The organism is Arthrobacter sp. 05T442, from assembly GCF_056395945.1.
This window is the reverse complement of the sequence record NZ_JBFTKM010000027.1, coordinates 1-15,405: the sequence shown is the minus strand read 5'-3', so window position 1 is coordinate 15,405 and position 15,405 is coordinate 1. Positions and strand designations below refer to the sequence as shown.

Annotated in this window: 17 protein-coding genes and 1 pseudogene; 11 read left to right on the top strand and 7 right to left on the bottom strand. The window is 61.7% G+C overall.

Annotated elements, in window-relative coordinates:
• Positions 1-408: 408 nt before the first annotated feature.
• On the bottom strand, positions 409-1,320 hold the full coding sequence (locus tag AC1DES_RS17910; RefSeq protein ID WP_476897051.1) for a MurR/RpiR family transcriptional regulator: 912 nt from the start codon (positions 1,318-1,320) through the stop codon (positions 409-411).
• 129 nt (positions 1,321-1,449) lie between these two features.
• On the opposite strand from AC1DES_RS17910, the gene AC1DES_RS17905 reads away from it, so the two are divergent.
• The 5 genes from AC1DES_RS17905 (at position 1,450) to AC1DES_RS17885 (ending at position 6,719) form a co-directional block, all read left to right on the top strand.
• A complete protein-coding gene (locus AC1DES_RS17905; RefSeq protein ID WP_476897050.1) occupies positions 1,450-2,835 on the top strand; it encodes an MFS transporter in 1,386 nt (461 codons plus the stop codon).
• Entirely contained in the window at positions 2,828-3,283 is a 456-nt protein-coding gene (locus AC1DES_RS17900) for a GAF domain-containing protein (RefSeq protein ID WP_476897049.1), read from the top strand. The genes AC1DES_RS17905 and AC1DES_RS17900 overlap by 8 nt, the downstream gene beginning before the upstream one ends.
• Positions 3,280-4,512, top strand: coding sequence for a metal-dependent hydrolase family protein (locus AC1DES_RS17895; protein ID WP_476897048.1), 1,233 nt, complete (start codon positions 3,280-3,282; stop codon positions 4,510-4,512). The genes AC1DES_RS17900 and AC1DES_RS17895 overlap by 4 nt, the downstream gene beginning before the upstream one ends.
• Positions 4,513-5,726: 1,214 nt before the next feature.
• The gene (locus tag AC1DES_RS17890) at positions 5,727-6,188 is read left to right on the top strand and encodes a hypothetical protein (RefSeq protein ID WP_476897047.1); all 462 of its coding nucleotides are present in this window, start codon (positions 5,727-5,729) and stop codon (positions 6,186-6,188) included.
• Positions 6,189-6,296: 108 nt separating this feature from the next.
• Entirely contained in the window at positions 6,297-6,719 is a 423-nt protein-coding gene (locus tag AC1DES_RS17885; RefSeq protein WP_476897046.1) for a GNAT family N-acetyltransferase, read from the top strand.
• 186 nt (positions 6,720-6,905) lie between these two features.
• On the opposite strand, the gene AC1DES_RS17880 is transcribed toward AC1DES_RS17885, so the two are convergent.
• Both AC1DES_RS17880 and AC1DES_RS17875 read right to left on the bottom strand, forming a co-directional pair.
• Complete coding sequence (locus AC1DES_RS17880; RefSeq protein WP_476897045.1) at positions 6,906-7,523, bottom strand: hypothetical protein; 618 nt, start codon at positions 7,521-7,523, stop codon at positions 6,906-6,908.
• Positions 7,524-7,713: 190 nt separating this feature from the next.
• Positions 7,714-8,022, bottom strand: a complete 309-nt coding sequence (locus AC1DES_RS17875) for a hypothetical protein (protein WP_476897044.1) — start codon at positions 8,020-8,022, stop codon at positions 7,714-7,716.
• Positions 8,023-8,543: 521 nt separating this feature from the next.
• Here AC1DES_RS17875 and AC1DES_RS17870 point away from each other — a divergent pair.
• Complete coding sequence (locus AC1DES_RS17870) at positions 8,544-9,245, top strand: hypothetical protein (RefSeq protein ID WP_476897043.1); 702 nt, start codon at positions 8,544-8,546, stop codon at positions 9,243-9,245.
• Between the two features lie 167 nt (positions 9,246-9,412).
• Positions 9,413-9,850 carry a hypothetical protein gene (locus AC1DES_RS17865; protein ID WP_476897042.1) on the top strand — a complete coding sequence of 146 codons (438 nt, stop codon included), beginning with the start codon at positions 9,413-9,415 and terminating at the stop codon, positions 9,848-9,850.
• A 143-nt stretch (positions 9,851-9,993) separates the two neighbouring features.
• Here the strand turns inward: AC1DES_RS17865 and AC1DES_RS17860 are convergent, their stop codons facing one another.
• Complete coding sequence (locus tag AC1DES_RS17860) at positions 9,994-10,425, bottom strand: SRPBCC domain-containing protein (RefSeq protein ID WP_476897041.1); 432 nt, start codon at positions 10,423-10,425, stop codon at positions 9,994-9,996.
• A gap of 159 nt (positions 10,426-10,584) precedes the next feature.
• Between AC1DES_RS17860 and AC1DES_RS17855 the strand changes: the two genes are divergently transcribed.
• Positions 10,585-10,953: a VOC family protein gene (locus AC1DES_RS17855; protein WP_476897040.1), complete on the top strand. Its 369-nt coding sequence runs from the start codon at positions 10,585-10,587 to the stop codon at positions 10,951-10,953.
• A 148-nt stretch (positions 10,954-11,101) separates the two neighbouring features.
• On the opposite strand, the gene AC1DES_RS17850 is transcribed toward AC1DES_RS17855, so the two are convergent.
• Positions 11,102-11,635: a TetR/AcrR family transcriptional regulator gene (locus tag AC1DES_RS17850; protein ID WP_476897062.1), complete on the bottom strand. Its 534-nt coding sequence runs from the start codon at positions 11,633-11,635 to the stop codon at positions 11,102-11,104.
• A 638-nt stretch (positions 11,636-12,273) separates the two neighbouring features.
• Here AC1DES_RS17850 and AC1DES_RS17845 point away from each other — a divergent pair.
• The 3 genes from AC1DES_RS17845 (at position 12,274) to AC1DES_RS17835 (ending at position 13,603) form a co-directional block, all read left to right on the top strand.
• Entirely contained in the window at positions 12,274-12,510 is a 237-nt protein-coding gene (locus AC1DES_RS17845) for a hypothetical protein (protein ID WP_476897039.1), read from the top strand.
• 452 nt (positions 12,511-12,962) lie between these two features.
• Positions 12,963-13,217, top strand: a complete 255-nt coding sequence (locus AC1DES_RS17840; RefSeq protein ID WP_476897038.1) for a hypothetical protein — start codon at positions 12,963-12,965, stop codon at positions 13,215-13,217.
• 215 nt (positions 13,218-13,432) lie between these two features.
• Positions 13,433-13,603: a CsbD family protein gene (locus tag AC1DES_RS17835; RefSeq protein ID WP_476897037.1), complete on the top strand. Its 171-nt coding sequence runs from the start codon at positions 13,433-13,435 to the stop codon at positions 13,601-13,603.
• 216 nt (positions 13,604-13,819) lie between these two features.
• Here AC1DES_RS17835 and AC1DES_RS17830 read toward each other — a convergent pair.
• Together AC1DES_RS17830 and AC1DES_RS17825 are read right to left on the bottom strand one after the other, a co-directional pair.
• Positions 13,820-14,671 (bottom strand): annotated as a pseudogene (locus AC1DES_RS17830) (IS3 family transposase); the annotation flags it as partial.
• Positions 14,566-15,000, bottom strand: a complete 435-nt coding sequence (locus tag AC1DES_RS17825) for a transposase (RefSeq protein WP_476897036.1) — start codon at positions 14,998-15,000, stop codon at positions 14,566-14,568. The gene AC1DES_RS17825 and the pseudogene AC1DES_RS17830, both read right to left, overlap by 106 nt.
• Positions 15,001-15,405: the final 405 nt, after the last annotated feature.

Sequence of the window (15,405 nt, the reverse complement as noted above, 5' to 3'; positions counted from 1 at the left end):
CCGCCAACTGGTTCGGTCTCCGCCTATTCCCGGTTACGTTTCGCATAGTAAAGATCCGACCGCGAACCAGCTTCCGATCTCAGCCACAACTTGCGAAGAGCCCCTGCACGACCAACCGTGCAGCGGCGCCTTTGGTGCCAGCTACTGGGAAGACTTCCAACTAGAAGTGTCAATGGACAATCCAGATGGTCCCATGCACTTCAGCCGGTGCTCCGGAAGATTCGGGCATGAGCTCCAGGACCTGACTCCCGTCCTTCGTGAGGGTGCGGAATCTACGTTAGATGAAATAAGCTGCCACCATCGGGCCGGACTTCGCAATGTTGGAGAAGGTATCCGCAACCTCGCCTTGGGACAAACGCGTCCGTCTATCTGAGGAGTTCACCGAGCCGAAGAACGGCTCCAAGAGGATCAGATGTGGGGTTGGATGCTGGGAACAGAGCGGTGGAGAAGCTTGAAGGTGCGCCAGTTTTCTTCGACTGCTATCAGGCTGCGCCTCGTCCTCTCAGGGTCTACAGCCGCAAGCGTCGCCACTATGCCCTGTTGGACAGCCATGGCGGCTGTCAGGGACGGGAAAAAGGAAGTTCCTTCAGCGGGAGTGATGACTATCTCGTCGGCGGACTGTTCGAGCACAGGCGATATGTTGTCGGCCAGGACCACGACCTTCGCTCCTCGCGAGTGGGCTTGGGCTGCGGCAATTACGGCGAGATCGTAGAGCCGCCAGTATGAACAAACAATGAGAACATCCCGCGACGTTATTTGCGAGATGTGATTGGCCACAGACGCCGGTCGATCGAGGAGTTCCCGCACGGGGTAGCCCGCGATCTGAATATTGTGGACAAGTGCATGTCCGACGGCCGAAAAACTTCCCTGAGCTGTGACATAAATACTTTCCGCCTCTGCGATGAGTTGAGCGATCCGCACTATCCGACCCTCGTCTGCCTTCCTTAGGGACACGGCCAGTGAGTCGGCATCCTGGCGCAGCGAGGTCTGAAAGGGAGATCCACCGACCACGTGAGCGTCGGACACCTCCAACACCGACAGGTGAGCGATATGCCGCGCACGCAGGTCCCGTTGAAAATCCGGCCAACCACCGTAACCGAAGCGCTGCGCGGTCCGCGTCACGCTAGACACGCTCGTCTGAGCCAAATTAGCCAACTCCGCTGCTGGCATGAAGCTGGCTTTGGCCGGCTCCCGGACGATGAGGTTGAAAAGTTGCTGGGCGCTGGTCCCCAAGCCTTTCGCTGGCAGCAGCGACCGCAACCAGTCTTCCACCGAGTCCTGATCCTCATCATCCGGTGTGTGCGACATATTGCTAGTCAATGTCCGTGCCCCTCCTTCTGCAAAGAAACTTGCAATCGACTATTGCCTGCACTTAGCTTTGCACATTAGTGTGACCTTCACCACCTACACAGGCACTGCATCATCACACTAGCTCTGAAGGAGATCCGAGTGTCACTAACCGCAAGGCTCGACCGGCTGCCACTGAGCAAGCCGCACTACCTATTGCTTCTCATCGGGGGGCTCGGTTACACCTTCGACGGAATGGACGCCGCAGTAGTAGCTTTTCTCATGCCGGCCGTCAAGGGCTTCTTCGCTTTGAGCAACAGCCAACTCGGCCTGGTGGCCTCGGCCGCACCCTTCGGTTTCCTCTTTGGAGCGGCCTTTGCCGGTGTTCTCGGAGACAGGATAGGACGAAAAAAGGTCATGATGCTGGCGTTGGCGGTATACGCCATCGCCTCGTTGGTCGCCGCCGTTTCCTGGCACTTCGAAATCTTCCTCATCGCGCGCGTTATTGCAGGGGCCGGGGCCGGCGCAGAGAGCGCAATCATTGCACCGTTCCTCTCGGAATTCGTCCCCAGCAGCCGTCGAGGTTGGTTCGTCGGCGCCTTGGCCGGGTTTTTCTCCTTCGGATTCGTTAGTGCGGCCCTCATTGGCTTGACAGTTGTGCCCCTCCCGGAAGGCTGGCGATGGGCCCAGGTCATCACCTTCCTGCCCATCTTGCTACTTCTGTGGTGGCGACGGTCGCTACCGGAGTCGCCGCGGTTCCTTATTAACGTAGGCAAGGACGCCGAGGCGGAGCGCGTCGTACTGAATTTCGAAAAGCGCGTGCAGAGAGCCACGGGCGCGGACCTGCCTCCCGTCGATCCTGACCACGCAGAAGAGCCAGAGCCGGTGACATTTTCCCTGGGCAAGGCCCTTAGGTTCCTGTGGGGCCCGAGAATGTGGCGGATCACGGCGGTTACGTGGCTGATTTGGTTTGTAATCACCTTCTCTTACTACGGTTTCTTCTCGTGGATCCCCACGCTGCTGGTAAGCAAGGGCCTGACCGTTACCACCAGCTTTACGTTCTCGCTCTATATCTACTTGGCCCAGATTCCCGGATATTTCAGTGCCGCTTGGCTGAACGAGAAGTTGGACCGCAAGAACACTATTGCCATTTACCTCGTCGGCTCAGCCATCAGCGCGTACTGGCTGAGCACCATGACGGACCCGGTCTGGATAACCGTGTCGGGCATGTTCTTGTCCTTCTTCCTTAACGGCACCTATGCAGGTCTCTACGCCTACACGCCGGAGGTCTTCCCAACGTGGCTGCGCGCGACCGGCGTCGGACTCAGCTCCTCCTTCGGTCGAATCGGATCGATAACGGCGCCCTTAATCATCGGCTTCTTCGCCACCCAATGGGGCTTCGCCGGAGTCTTCGGCATGACCACGGCCGTCCTGGCCGTCGGCGTCGTCTGCACTCTACTGTTCGCCGTCCGAACTGCCGGACGCTCCCTAGAAGACATCACAATCACAGAAACGGCTATGGAACCCGTGGGAGCCCGCAATGAATGAGTATGAAATCGCTTCCCTCGAATCCCTCTATCAAGTGGTGCAGGAGCAACTGGGCGTAAGGCTGTTCACTGTTCTCGTGTTCAGAGACGACGGTGCGGTGATGGAGCGGATCTTCTCTTCCCATCCGGCTGAATACCCTCCGGGCGGACGTAAGGTCGTTGCTCAAGACGTCGCCCCAGACTGGCTGGCAGCCTGCCTGACAGAGCAAGTGCCGTTTTTCGGGCGGACGCCCGAAGATGTGGACCGGATCTTCAAGGACTCGGAGTTGATTCGCAGTCTCGGTTGCGGCTCCATCATCAACGCGCCCCTTGTCGACCGGGGTACCACGGTCGCGGCACTGAACATACTCGATGCGACGGGCACCTATACGGACGACGACGTCGCTACGGCGGTCGAAATAGCACGCCGCAGCAAGAATATGATCCTGGAGGCGATCAAGGAAAAATGACTGAACGTAACTTGCTTATCAAAAATGCCACTTACCTCGACGTAATTGAAGGTGTCTATCGGAAAGGTGACATAAGAGTAAGTGAAGGCGTAATCTCCGAAATAGGCGAAAGCCTCACCAGCGACGGGGCTGCCCAGGAATTGGACGCCAATCAGAGGTTTGTCCTGCCCGGACTCATCGACTGCCACGTGCACGTGACGGCAGCTACGGCAGATCTTGGCCAGCTCGGGGAGTGGTCACCAAACTATGCCGCTCTCAACACTGCCAAGATTATGGGAGCGATGCTGGACCGTGGGTTCACAACGGTACGGGATGCGGCGGGCGCGGACTTCGGCCTTCACGACGCACAGGCCGACGGTCTGCTTCGCGGACCGAGGCTATTCTTCGGCGGAAAAGCGTTGTCTCAAACCGGTGGGCACGGTGATCCCCGCCCGCGCGGCCGTCACTCACACGACGAACACTACTGCGCGCCCCACATCGGCAGGATCGCGGACGGCGTGGACGCTGTCCGCCTTGCAGTAAGGGACGAGTTGCGTAAAGGAGCGCATCACATCAAGATCATGGTCGGCGGCGGCGTGGCCTCACCGACCGACAGGATCGATTCCACCCAGTACTCGCTTGCAGAGATCGAAGCGGCCGTGGAAGAAGCCGAAGCCGCGAACCGGTATGTCACAGCCCATGCCTACACAGGTCGTGCGATCAACCGCGCTTTGCGTTCCGGTGTGCGGGGAATTGAACATGGGAACCTGCTGGACGACGAATCCCTGGAATTGTTCAAGGAACACCAGGCGTTCCTGACGATGACATTAGTGACCTACTGGGCTTTGGAACGGGAAGGCCGGGATTTCGGGCTGTCGCAAGAGAACTGGGAGAAGGTCGCATCCGTGCTGGACGGCGGCTACGAGGCCCTTGGCAAAGCTCACCAAGCAGGCGTCAACCTGGCCTACGGAACGGACCTTCTGGGCGGCATGCACCGCTATCAGGCGAAAGAGTTCGCCATCCGGGGCAAGGTCATTCCGGCAATAGACGTCATACGCAGTGCTACTGTCACTGCAGCCGCTTTGCTCCAGCGCGAGGGCGACCTCGGCGTGATCGCGATTGGCGCAGCCGGGGACTTCATCATCACCAAAGAAGACCCAATGAAGGACTTGGACATCCTGGCTGAAAGCCGGCTCGATCTTGTAATCCAGCAAGGAAACATCGTCAGCTCACCTGGCCCCGACAACTGACTCGACGTCAACTGACCACAGAGAGAGCGGCCCGGGCCTCTGCCCTGGGCCGCTCTCTCTCCCTTTTCTTGAGCGCCAAATAGCTCCTCTATCTACAGGAGGTGGGAGGGTGGCGCGCAGATGGACAGGCTACCTAGTCTGAAGTATGACCATTTCGACTCTGCAATTCCGCGATGGCTGGGGGCCGTGCGTTCCTGAATGTGGACAGGCCAGATGGTCCTTTATGCGCTCGGTCCGGTTCCTAACGACCGTCAGGACGTGAGAGTTGCACGTCGCGCCCCGGGTTCTTCGGCTTTTCCCTTCCCGCGAGGTCAGCCTCGATCCGTTTTGCTTGCTCGAGGAAGGCACGTTCGGCTGCATTTCGGAGACCACGCCAAAGAGTCCGGCCACCCCACTGCCACATCCAAGCAATGCTGTCGCTTGCGCGACGGCGGCTCAATGTCCTCTGGGCGATGCTCCGTGACGGCACCACCTACACGCCGACCTCGGCGACGGCACGGCCACTGGCAGCTTGATGCACGGAAACGAAGGCTGAGTTCGGCGCCTGCCGCCAGTCCGCACCTGATGCGTCGGTCCGTGCTTCCTTCGCGTGATCTGTGCTCAGACGGAACTGATCATGATTCACATCGCAGAGGGATTTCGAAGGCAGGGTTCGCGCACGCCCGGACCTTGAGCTGCCCCCTCCCCAACGGCAAAACCTTGGTGCGGCAAGACTTCCATTCCATCACCGCAAAGAAGACTGCCCAAACAGCTAAGCGCAAGTAGCCGTCCCCATGAATTTTGACCAACTTCACCGAACCTACGGAGCGCCCGACGATCTCGCATTTATGGAGTCTTCATAGTCGAGATGCCCGCCCCGCTCGAAGGAGCGCTAGCTGCGGTCATCCGCGGAGGCCGCGGCTGGCATCGTCTCAGAAAACAACAGCTTTTCAAGACACTGCCCTGGACCTCGGCTGGGCCAGCGGGTAGATGAGAATGCGGGGCTCGCCGATGTCCTGAAAATCTGCCTCACCATGTTTGGTCTCTGCAACGGTGCATCTAGGAATTTCCGAGTCGAAGTAGCCTAATGAGGCAGTCGGGTATCTGCCATTTTCCGAAGACAATTGCACGAATGTCCAAAGCCGTCTGCACGCCCGACTCAGTCCGTAAGGGGAACCTCCTGCGGGACACGTTGGCGGCTGAAGAATGGGCAACTCTGCTACTACGATCTACCCATGAGCGGCGAGGAAATTGAGAGCATGAGACTGGTGTTTCTCCAGGATCAGGTTGGTTTGCTTCCCAGCGATCAATATCCGGATGTCGCGGCAAATTTGCTTGTCGGTGGCTACGATTCCCCGGCTCTCCGGGAATTGGCCGGATACTCGCGCAGCGATCCAAGGGGCGCCTGTGACTTATGGATCCAGGCCAGGCAAGAGTTGGGCAAGCCATTCGACGATGACTCCGTTGCCCGCCACCTCTTGGTCGGCAGCTGGCTGCGTGAAATCGTTGACGGAACGTTGGCGCCGCGCACCGGTCTGGGGCTGATCTTCGGGAAGGGTTGGCTGGCTTTGGGGCAGCCGACGGAACTGGACCACTTGGTTGCCCTCATGGACAACTGGGATGACATGCCGCAAAACCGTGAAGACATCTGCAGCCGGATTATGGACGCTGCTCACCGGGCACTGATTGTTTGGTAGTTCGCCGAGAGCTGTTCCTACAACCCGCATCCGTTCCATTAGCGGATCGGTCAACGGGCACGCAGCTCGTAGCCACCCCAATGACTCAGCTGCGTGTTTGGATGAAGGATGACCACCATCAAAGTCGTGAAGGCCAAAGACCTGCAACTCAGCGAAGTCCTTGAGTTGTACCGTGCGGTGGAGTGGCTTGCCTACACGAAGGACCCTAACAATCTAGTACGAGCACTGGAAGGATCTTCCACCCTCGTGGCCGCTTATGACGGCCAGACGCTGGTTGGGCTAGCGCGCGTCATTTCCGACGGTGCTTCGATTTGCTACCTCCAGGACATCCTCGTTCGGCCGTCGCATCACAGAAGAGGTATAGGACGAGCCCTCGCTGAACGAGCGCTCGAACAGTACCCGCAAGTGCGTCAGAAAGTCCTAATCACCGACGACGAGCCGAAGCAGAAAGCGTTCTATGAAGCGCTCGGCTACACCCAGACAGAGGAATTCCAAGGAGGATCCGTCAGAGCTTTCATCCGATTCGACTGAGGACCTACGTCCGCTAAAGGACCCCTCAGCGTGCATTGTGCTTGCGGTTTCGAACGCTGCCGTACTTTGTGACGCGCAGCGATAAATGGCGGTCTTTTCGCAGCGCTATTTGTCACCCGGCGGCCCGTAGGGGGATCGATTACCGGGCGGGTCTGAGCCGGGACTGCGTGTGCCAACTGAAGGCTCTCAGGCTCCTGATGGGTGCGTTGCGGGGTGCTTGGCGAGGATCGCCTTCAGCGATTGGGCCGCGCGGGCCTGCTCATCCTTGCCTGTGGGGAGAAGTTCGAAGTGGTCCTGGAACGGTGTGCTTCCTCCGTAGATCTCGAAGACGAACTTGGGCCGGGTGGCCAAAGGGGACTTCAGTTCCCCTAACCGGATCTCCTTCACAAGACTCCAGGGGATCAGCCCGAACGAGAACTCTCCCCGGGGGCGGACCAGCTCGATTCCTCGCCCGTCGGCGATGAGGATGATACGCCCGCTGCGGCCTCGGGCGTGCCTCATGAGCGGCCCGGGCCGCAGAAAGAAGTCTGTATATCCGGCGGCCCAGTAGGTTCCGACGATCACCGCGTCAGGCCGTGCAGCACGAAGCTCCTCGACAGCTTTCCTGGTCTTGCCGGCGGGAACGGCCAGCAGGAAGAACATCAGGACACCGAAAATCGCCAGCGCGAGGAGCAGGTCCCAGATGACATCGGCGCCCCTGGAGCGGGCGCCGATGATGAAGCGGGCGGTGAACAGGACCGCCGTAGCAGCCAGCAGGACGATGCGCAGTATGGGTGGTGTGGATTTGCTCGGACGCTCAGACATATGAGAACTCTACGATTTGGCCTCTGGATCAGTCCTTGGACCTGCCGCACCAGGGACGGGCCCGGGTGCAGTGGCATGGCCGGGGCCATCTAAACCTGTCATAGTCACCCGAAGGCATTTCTAGCGCAAGACGTGTCTCGCCCAAGGATCCCTTACCGCGCACCTGGGATGGAATTTATCGACACGGGTTCTACTCGTCGTATTCCACATCAGCGAAGGCTTTGACCTCCTCACGCAGTTGCTCGGCGATACTGGCACCCTGAACTTTCCAAGCCATTTCTTTGTCGGGCGAACTCCAACCGCTCTCGCACAAGTTCTCGGCATCCCACGTGTCGTACCAGTCGCGAAGCCGGTCAATGAGGTTCTGCGACAGCGTAAAGTCCGCGGGCTCCATTGTGTATCTCGTAGGCTGTTCGGCCGTGCTGTTTTCCCAAAGGGGCCACCGATGCCCATAGTCAGGAAAGAGGCGGATGATGCGACGGGCTGACTTGTCTGACATGACCGAATACTAGCCCTGAGCGGGCATCGGGCATGCCGGAGAAACTGCGGAGTGGTTCCCGGTTAGGTCCGGCTACCCGTAAGCCGGTCCCCCAAGCAGCCGTGCCGGGCCGGGGCTCGGAACGGGTCTGGTCGTCCGAGGCAAAGCACCGTGCTTACCAAGACGGCCCGAGCTCCGGATCAGGGAGCCCGGAAGTCACGGTCCTGCCGCGCTTCGGCGAAACCGTGTAACTGATCGCCCAAAGGACTTCGATGGCAGTTACCAGCAAAAGGATCGGATACCAGGACTGCAACGACGCCGTCCGTCCGGCGTCGGCGACCTACCAGGTAAGCAGCAACAAGATACCTGCAGAGATCCCCGCCGCCAACGCTGTACGGCCCCACGATGGATGCGAGACTTGTCCGGTGTGTATTCCTCCCGATCATCAGGCTCCGAAACCGGAGACGCTAAGGGCATTCGGGTTGTGGGAGGCGCCTAGTCCGATCCCGGGCGGGCAGGGAACATCGTGGGTCTCCGGCGGAGTGGTGCTCAAGCCCGGTGCCGATCTGGCGTTTCAAGCGTGGCACGGGTCCGTCCTGGCCGGGATCGCCGAGGACGGCTTTCGCCTGGCGCGGGCCGTCCCAACCCGGGACGGTGCATGGACGCACGGAGGGTGGTCGGCCACGATCATGTTGGCGGGGACCGAGCCGGACCACGTAAGGAAGCCCGCCTGGCGGGAGATCGTCGAGGCAGGCCGGTCCTTTCACCAGGCCACATCCCGCCTTCCGAAGCCAGCGTTCGTGGCCCGGACTGACAGTTGGTGGTCTCGCGCTGATCAGCGTGCGTGGAGCGGCGACCGCACGAATGTTTCGCCTGCCTTGTCGCCGATTATCGCGCGATTACGTGCGCCATGCATGGAGCCGGGGCCCGCGCAGGTGGTCCACGGCGATCTCACGATGAACGTGTTGCTCGAGCCGGGGCTGGCCCCGGGCATTATCGACATCTCGCCGTACTGGCGCCCACAGTCTTATGCCGAGGGCATCATCCTTGCGGATGCGCTCTGTTGGCACGGCGCGCCCGCGTTGTTGCTGGATGAGCTCGGTGTTCCGGTAGCGGCCGTGGCTCGGGCGCTGCTGTTCAGGGCGCTGACGACTCAAGAACGCGTCGACACCGGAGTTGGCGTGGACACATTCGATGCGGAGGTCTCCCGCTACGACACAGCGGCCACCGCGATCGGACTGTGAACGACCATGCCCCGCCCAGGATCCTTCAGCGGGCACAGACCCGCACCTCCGCGGTATCGTATGATCGCTGTCATCGTGCTCAACTGGAGGTCACTGTGGCGGAAGATTACGTAGGGGGTCAGAGCCTCGATGTGGAACCTCGCGCGGGGGCACGCCGCCGAGATCTCGTGCACCGAACAGAATTCGGGCTCATCATCGCCCTTCTGGCCCAGTACCTCGCGGGCATGGCCGTCAACCTCTTCGTCAAGATCCCTGAATCGCATCCCGGCGCCAAGCCGGAGGAATACTTCAGCGGGGTCGTGCAGAGCCTGGGTTGGGCCGTCACGGATGGCGGAGGCCTGTGGCTCACTCTGCACGCCGGGCTGGGCCTGCTTCTTGTCCTCGGCTCGCTGGCTGCCCTCCTCCTGTCGATTGGCAGCCACGACCGGGCAGCCGTAACGACGACGGCTGTGGGTGTCGTCTGCGTACTCGGCGCCGCTTTCAATGGGGGCAGCTTCCTCAATTACGGTGAGGACTTCAGCTCGATGATCATGGCATCGCTCTTCGCCATTGGTCTGGGCAGCTACGCCTTCGGCGTCTACCTGCTGGGTTGCCGCGAGCGGTAGCCGCTGGTAGTCGCCGGTGACCAGACAACCGCCACGCCGAGGTTCGACGAAGAGATGTCCCGAACGAGGAATCTTTGAGGGCCGACCGGAGTCGGAACGATGAAGTCGCTCAGGCGGAAGTCCCAGCGGCGCCGGAATATGGTCTATTCGCGCTCGGCGATCGCCTTAACACCCGCCACGAGGGTGTCCCACATGCCCTTCGAGTGCTTACCTTCCTCGGCAGTTGCGTTGTTGTCCTGTGAGAGCGTCAGTTCCGTCGTGCCGGTCTCGCCCTCCAGAGTCCACGTGAGCGTGTGGTAATTCTCGGGCTTATCCTCGCGGCCGCCCAGCGGGCTGAAATGCGTAGTTACGAGCCGTCGTCCGGGTTCAAACTCAAGGATCCTGCCCTTGTCCTCATATTCCTTGCCTTCCCAAACGCCGCGCCAGACGATCAGGCCGCCGATGGTCCAGTCGGTGACGACGTCCGTGCCGAACATGAACTCCTCGATTGCGTCACGGTCGGTGAGTACGGACCATACACGGCTTGTTGGCGCCTCGATCGTGATCGTCGAAGGGGCGACAAACTTCCCAGTCATTGCCCTCCCCTTTCAATCGGAATCAATTAGCGGCCGCACCGCCTCGCACCGACACTACTCCGCCAGTCGGAACGCCCGTTAGCCGGTGGTTCAGCGGAGGCCCTGGTGACCGCGGGGATTCTTCACCGGGCAGAGTTCCGGCTCAGTAGAGTGGAACGCATGAGTCTTGAATGGGAACAAGTAATTGTCGATTCGGAACGACCGGCTGAGCTTGGACTTTGGTGGGCCAAAGCTTTGGGTTGGGTCGTGACTTTGGAAGCTGACGATGAATTCGAAATTCGTTCTGCACCGGACCGGTTGCCAGGTTTGGTTTTCGTGCCGGCGGCAGATTCGAAGGTAACAAAGAATCGTCTTCACCTCGATTTTCGGCCGGACGATCCAGCGGCCGAGGTCGCGCGGATGGTCGCTTTGGGTGCCCGCAGGGTCGATATTGGTCAAGGCGAGCAGCCGTGGACTGTACTGGAGGATCCAGAAGGCAACGAGTTCTGCGTTCTGGGAGCCCGAAAGAAGGCCAGTACCGACAGCTGAAAGTTCGGACAGACCAGGGAGCGCCCGTCAACGGATCCCCTGCCGGACGCTACCGAACCGTCATGAGCACTTGAATATGTCCCCGTCCCGGTGGGCTCCAATCAAGTTGACACCTTCAGCCGTCCTTTCCCGGGCGCGGCTTGGGGTGTCAGGGCTGGTGGTGTTCGATGAGCCAGGCGGCCATTTGCCGGGCACGGTTCGCGGCCTGGATGTCGCCTTCGGCCGCGGAGATGATGGATCCTTTCATCAGGATGTGCCAGGACCGGGCGAACTCCTCGGGCCGGTCCAGGCCGGCCTCCTCGGCCAGGGCCTGGACGTGTCCGCGGATCCGGGCGAGGTAGTCGATGCTGGCCTGCCCGAGCCGATGGCCGGGACCCATTTCGAGCAGCACGTTGATGAAGGTGCACGCCTCGAAGTCGTCCCGGGCGAACCAGTCCCCGAACACATCAAAAATTGCCAGCAGTTGCTGTGTGGGTGTGGTTCCGCGGCGCCGCGCACCGGCGACGATCTGCTCCACCGTCCAGAGCTGGTCCCGCCGGGCCAGGAACGCCAGGACCACGTCGTCCTTGGACCGGAAATGCCGGTAGAACGTCGCCTTGGCAACCTCCGCCGTCTCGATGAGTTCGGTAATACCCACACCCCGGATGCCGCGGCGGGAGAAGAGCTCATACGCCGCGGCCATGATCCTCTCCCCCGCGTCCGGGCCCTCGGGGGCCGACGGCCTGCCGGCGGCCGCCACATCTGTGGGCAGATCGGCGGCGGACAGGTCAGGGGCCGGCAGTCCGGTGGCGGGGCGCGGCGGCCCGGTATGGGAATCCATGATGCACGAATTCTACTCTCCTTAGGGACAGACCGGTCGGTACCATTGTATAATTTCCGCATCAATTCGGAGTCCTGCCTTCCCCCGGGCCGGGCGCTTCACGGGCGGGTTTCCCTGCCCGGCGTCCGGGCGGGGCAGGCGGGTTGCCGGGCTCCGGGCCAGCGAACAGAGGAGATGCCAATGTCGATCCAGCAAGCTGCCCTGCGGGTGCGGGCCGGAAACGGACCACCGGCACCCGCGGGGACCAGGATGCCCACAGGAGATCATGTCGCGGGCATACGCGAGCAGGCCGCCGACATCATCGAGGAGGTACTCGCAGGGACCGATCCGTATCAGGCCCGTGCCAGGAACGAGCTGAGCAGGCATCTTGCCGCCCACCCCGGGCGCCCGGAAATAGCACTGGCCGAACATCTGCTCGCGATCAGAGGCCTGGCATTAGTCCCTGCACGCCGCCCGGAACCCGTTGCCCCTCAAAGCCCCGGCGGTACCGGAGGGAAGAGGTGAACGATAACGAAATCCTCGCCGTGGAAGAAGCCGCCGCACGGCTCGCATCCTCCAGCCCTGACAGTGGGAACCCCACCGACCTGCTCGCGGCCGTCGCGGCCGCTCTCAGCCACGGCAAACCCATCCGGGACGTCGCCGCCGCGGCCCACCTGACAGCACTGGAGGTCCTGGACGCAGCCGACGCCGCCACCTACCCCGGCCCCGCCCGGCCGCCCCGGGAAACGAGGCGCTGAATGCTCCCCCTTCCCCTCGCCGGGACAACCCCGCAACCACGGCAGGACAACGACGAACAGCCCGCTACTGCGGGCACCGGAGCATGGCGTCCGCCCCGGACCGGGGACCGGACCTGGGTCAGTCACCGGCCCTCGGCCGGCAGCCCGCCCCGGCGCTACTGGCTCACGTACCGCACCGCAACAGACGCCACCGGGAGGGAAGGACCTGAACCCTCCCCCACCGGTTCCGCCGCACGGGAGTTCGAAGCCCCTGCCCCGGATCTTCCGCCGGAAGAGGGGCCCACGCCTGCCCCGTAGGCCGGTCCCACCCGGTACAGGACGATCCCGCGACACGGCGCACCGGCCCGGCCGGGGCCGGGCGCGCATCTTGGCAGCGTCACGCTGATCGGTGATCATGAAGCATCGGCGCCTGCAACCGGTGCCGCAGGCTTCGGCCAGGATGGAGGAGCGTCATGACGCACTACCCGGACGAGGACATCAGGCACAGGCGCGATGATCTGCTGGGCACGCTGGCCGAAGAACTCGGATCCAGCATCTATGATCCGCGCATCATTGACGCCACCGACCAGATCGTCAGCGGCTGGGCCCTCCACGCCCCGGACCGCGACGCTGCCTACAACGCGTACTTCAAACCGGGTCCCGTCGCCAGCGAACTCGACATGAGACTGGCCCGGGCCTGGGCAACGGGCCGGATCCTCATCGACTGATTCCCCATCCGGGCAGGACAGTACACCATTCCGGGCCGGCAGGATCCGGGCCGCCCGGGGCAGCGAAGACACCGGGCGGAGATGACACAACGGCGCCCTCTGCCCCCGGCGGTATTCGAAGAATCCAGGGGTTGCGAAGAACATATCGGGTGTGTTTAAGATGGATGCGTTCGGCCGCCTGGGGCACCGGCGGGTAGCCAATCGAGGAGGTCCATTTGGGTTTAAGCGACAAGATCGAGAACGCTGGCGACAAGCTGACCGGTAAAGCCAAAGAGGGCGCCGGAGAAGCGACCGACGATAAAGGCCTCACGGCCGAAGGGAAGGCCGACCAGAGCAAGGCTGACCTCAAGCAGGCCGGCGAGCACGTCAAAGACGCGTTCAAATAACCAGAAAAAATCCGCGCAAACCAGAGGGGCGTACCGGCAACGGTGCGCCCCTCCACTCATGCGAACACGCTTGAGGCTTTCCGGACCGCGGACATTTCCGTACCTTCCGGATCGTAGGATCCAGCGCCGCGACTGACAACATGACGATTCTGCGCCAGCGCATCATGCGGGTGAGGTGTGTCAAGGATGTGAGACAGCCGGTTGGTTTCTTTTGGGTTAGGCGGCCGCGGGTAGCGGCTGGTTTTTGGTCTTGAAGTTGGCCATTGCTGTTGCCGGCGGCAGCCCGTCGTTGTTGGTGTGGGTCCGCCAGCGGTTGTAAAACACTTCGATGTAGCGCATGGTCGCCCGGCGGGCGTCCTGGCGGGTGGCGAAGCTGTGGTGGTGGTAGAACTCGTTCTTCAGGGATGAGAACACCGACTCGGCGACGGCATTGTCCCAGCACACCCCGGTGGCCCCCGTGGACTGGCGCACAGCGTTTCCGGTGCACCAGGCGCCCATTTCCCGGGAGGTGTATTGGGTGCCGCGGTCGGAATGGAAAATGGCATCCGGGGCCAGGTGTCCGCGGTCCCTGGCCATCGCCAGCGCGCCCGTGACGAGGGAGGCGCGCATGTGATCGGCCATCGCCCAGCCCACGACCATGCGGGTGCACAGGTCGATGACGGTGGCCAGATACAGCCAGCCCTCGCCGGTGCGGAGGTAGGTGATGTCACCGACGAGCTTCGTGCCGGGGGTATCTGAGGTGAAGTCCCGGCCGATGAGGTCGGCAAAGACCTTGTCCGGGTCCGAGGGGATGGTCGTGCGTTTGAAGGCGCGCATCCGCTTGGCTGCCCAGCCGTTCTCCGCCATGATGGCAGCGACCGTTCCCACGGAAATCTCCACTCCCGTGGCGGCGAGTTTGGTGTGGACCATGCGATGGCCGAAGATCCCGTCGGAGGAATCGAACATCGCCTTGACCAGTCCGGTCAGTTCCCGGTGCCGGGCAGCGGTCGGTGATTCTTCGTGGTCCAGCCACCGGTAATACGAGGCCCGCGGAATGCCCAGCCGGGTGCACATCCAGGTGACAGGGAATTCGGCGTTCTTCTCCTGAACAAGCCGGTAGAGATCCTCTGCCGTTGTTCTTTGGCGAAGAACGCCGAAACTTTTTTCAGGAAGTCATTCTCCCTTTCCAGCTCCCGCAGCCGCGCCTCCAACGCCTTGTATTTCGCGGGATCCACCGGATCATCAGGCTTGCCGCCGGCCCCGCCCTCTCCTGCCCGATGCAGCTGCACCCACCGCTTCAGCGCGGTCACGGAGATCCCCAGCTCGGGGGCAACAGAGGCAGGCGAACGACCGGAGGAAATGACGAGATTCACGGCATCGGCCTTGAACTCATCGGAATAAGTGGGACGGGAAGACATGGGCACAATCCTTTCAAACTGTGTCTCACATCAGTAGTACACCTCAGGGCCTCCCGGATGTGCCTTCGGTCTGTATCAAACAAACACCGACAATGCCCGCGGCATGGCCTCACCGCTGAGACGCTGTCCCGGAGTGCCCCTGAGTAACGGTCGTGTATCCGGCTCAACACGGCAGGCGGTGAGCTTGCCGGTAGTGCCCATTAGCGTGGTGTAACGGCCCGGCCCCGGGCGTGTTGTTCCCGAACGTGAGGCGGCGATCGCGTGATTCTTGGAAAGACCGACCAAAGTCTTCTCTCAAGGAGTTACCACGCGATGACCGCACCCCATATTATCGACCCTGCCCGTTTCCTATCCGAGCAGCTCGAGCAGGCCTCCCCGGATCTCATGCGATCCATGCTCACGACC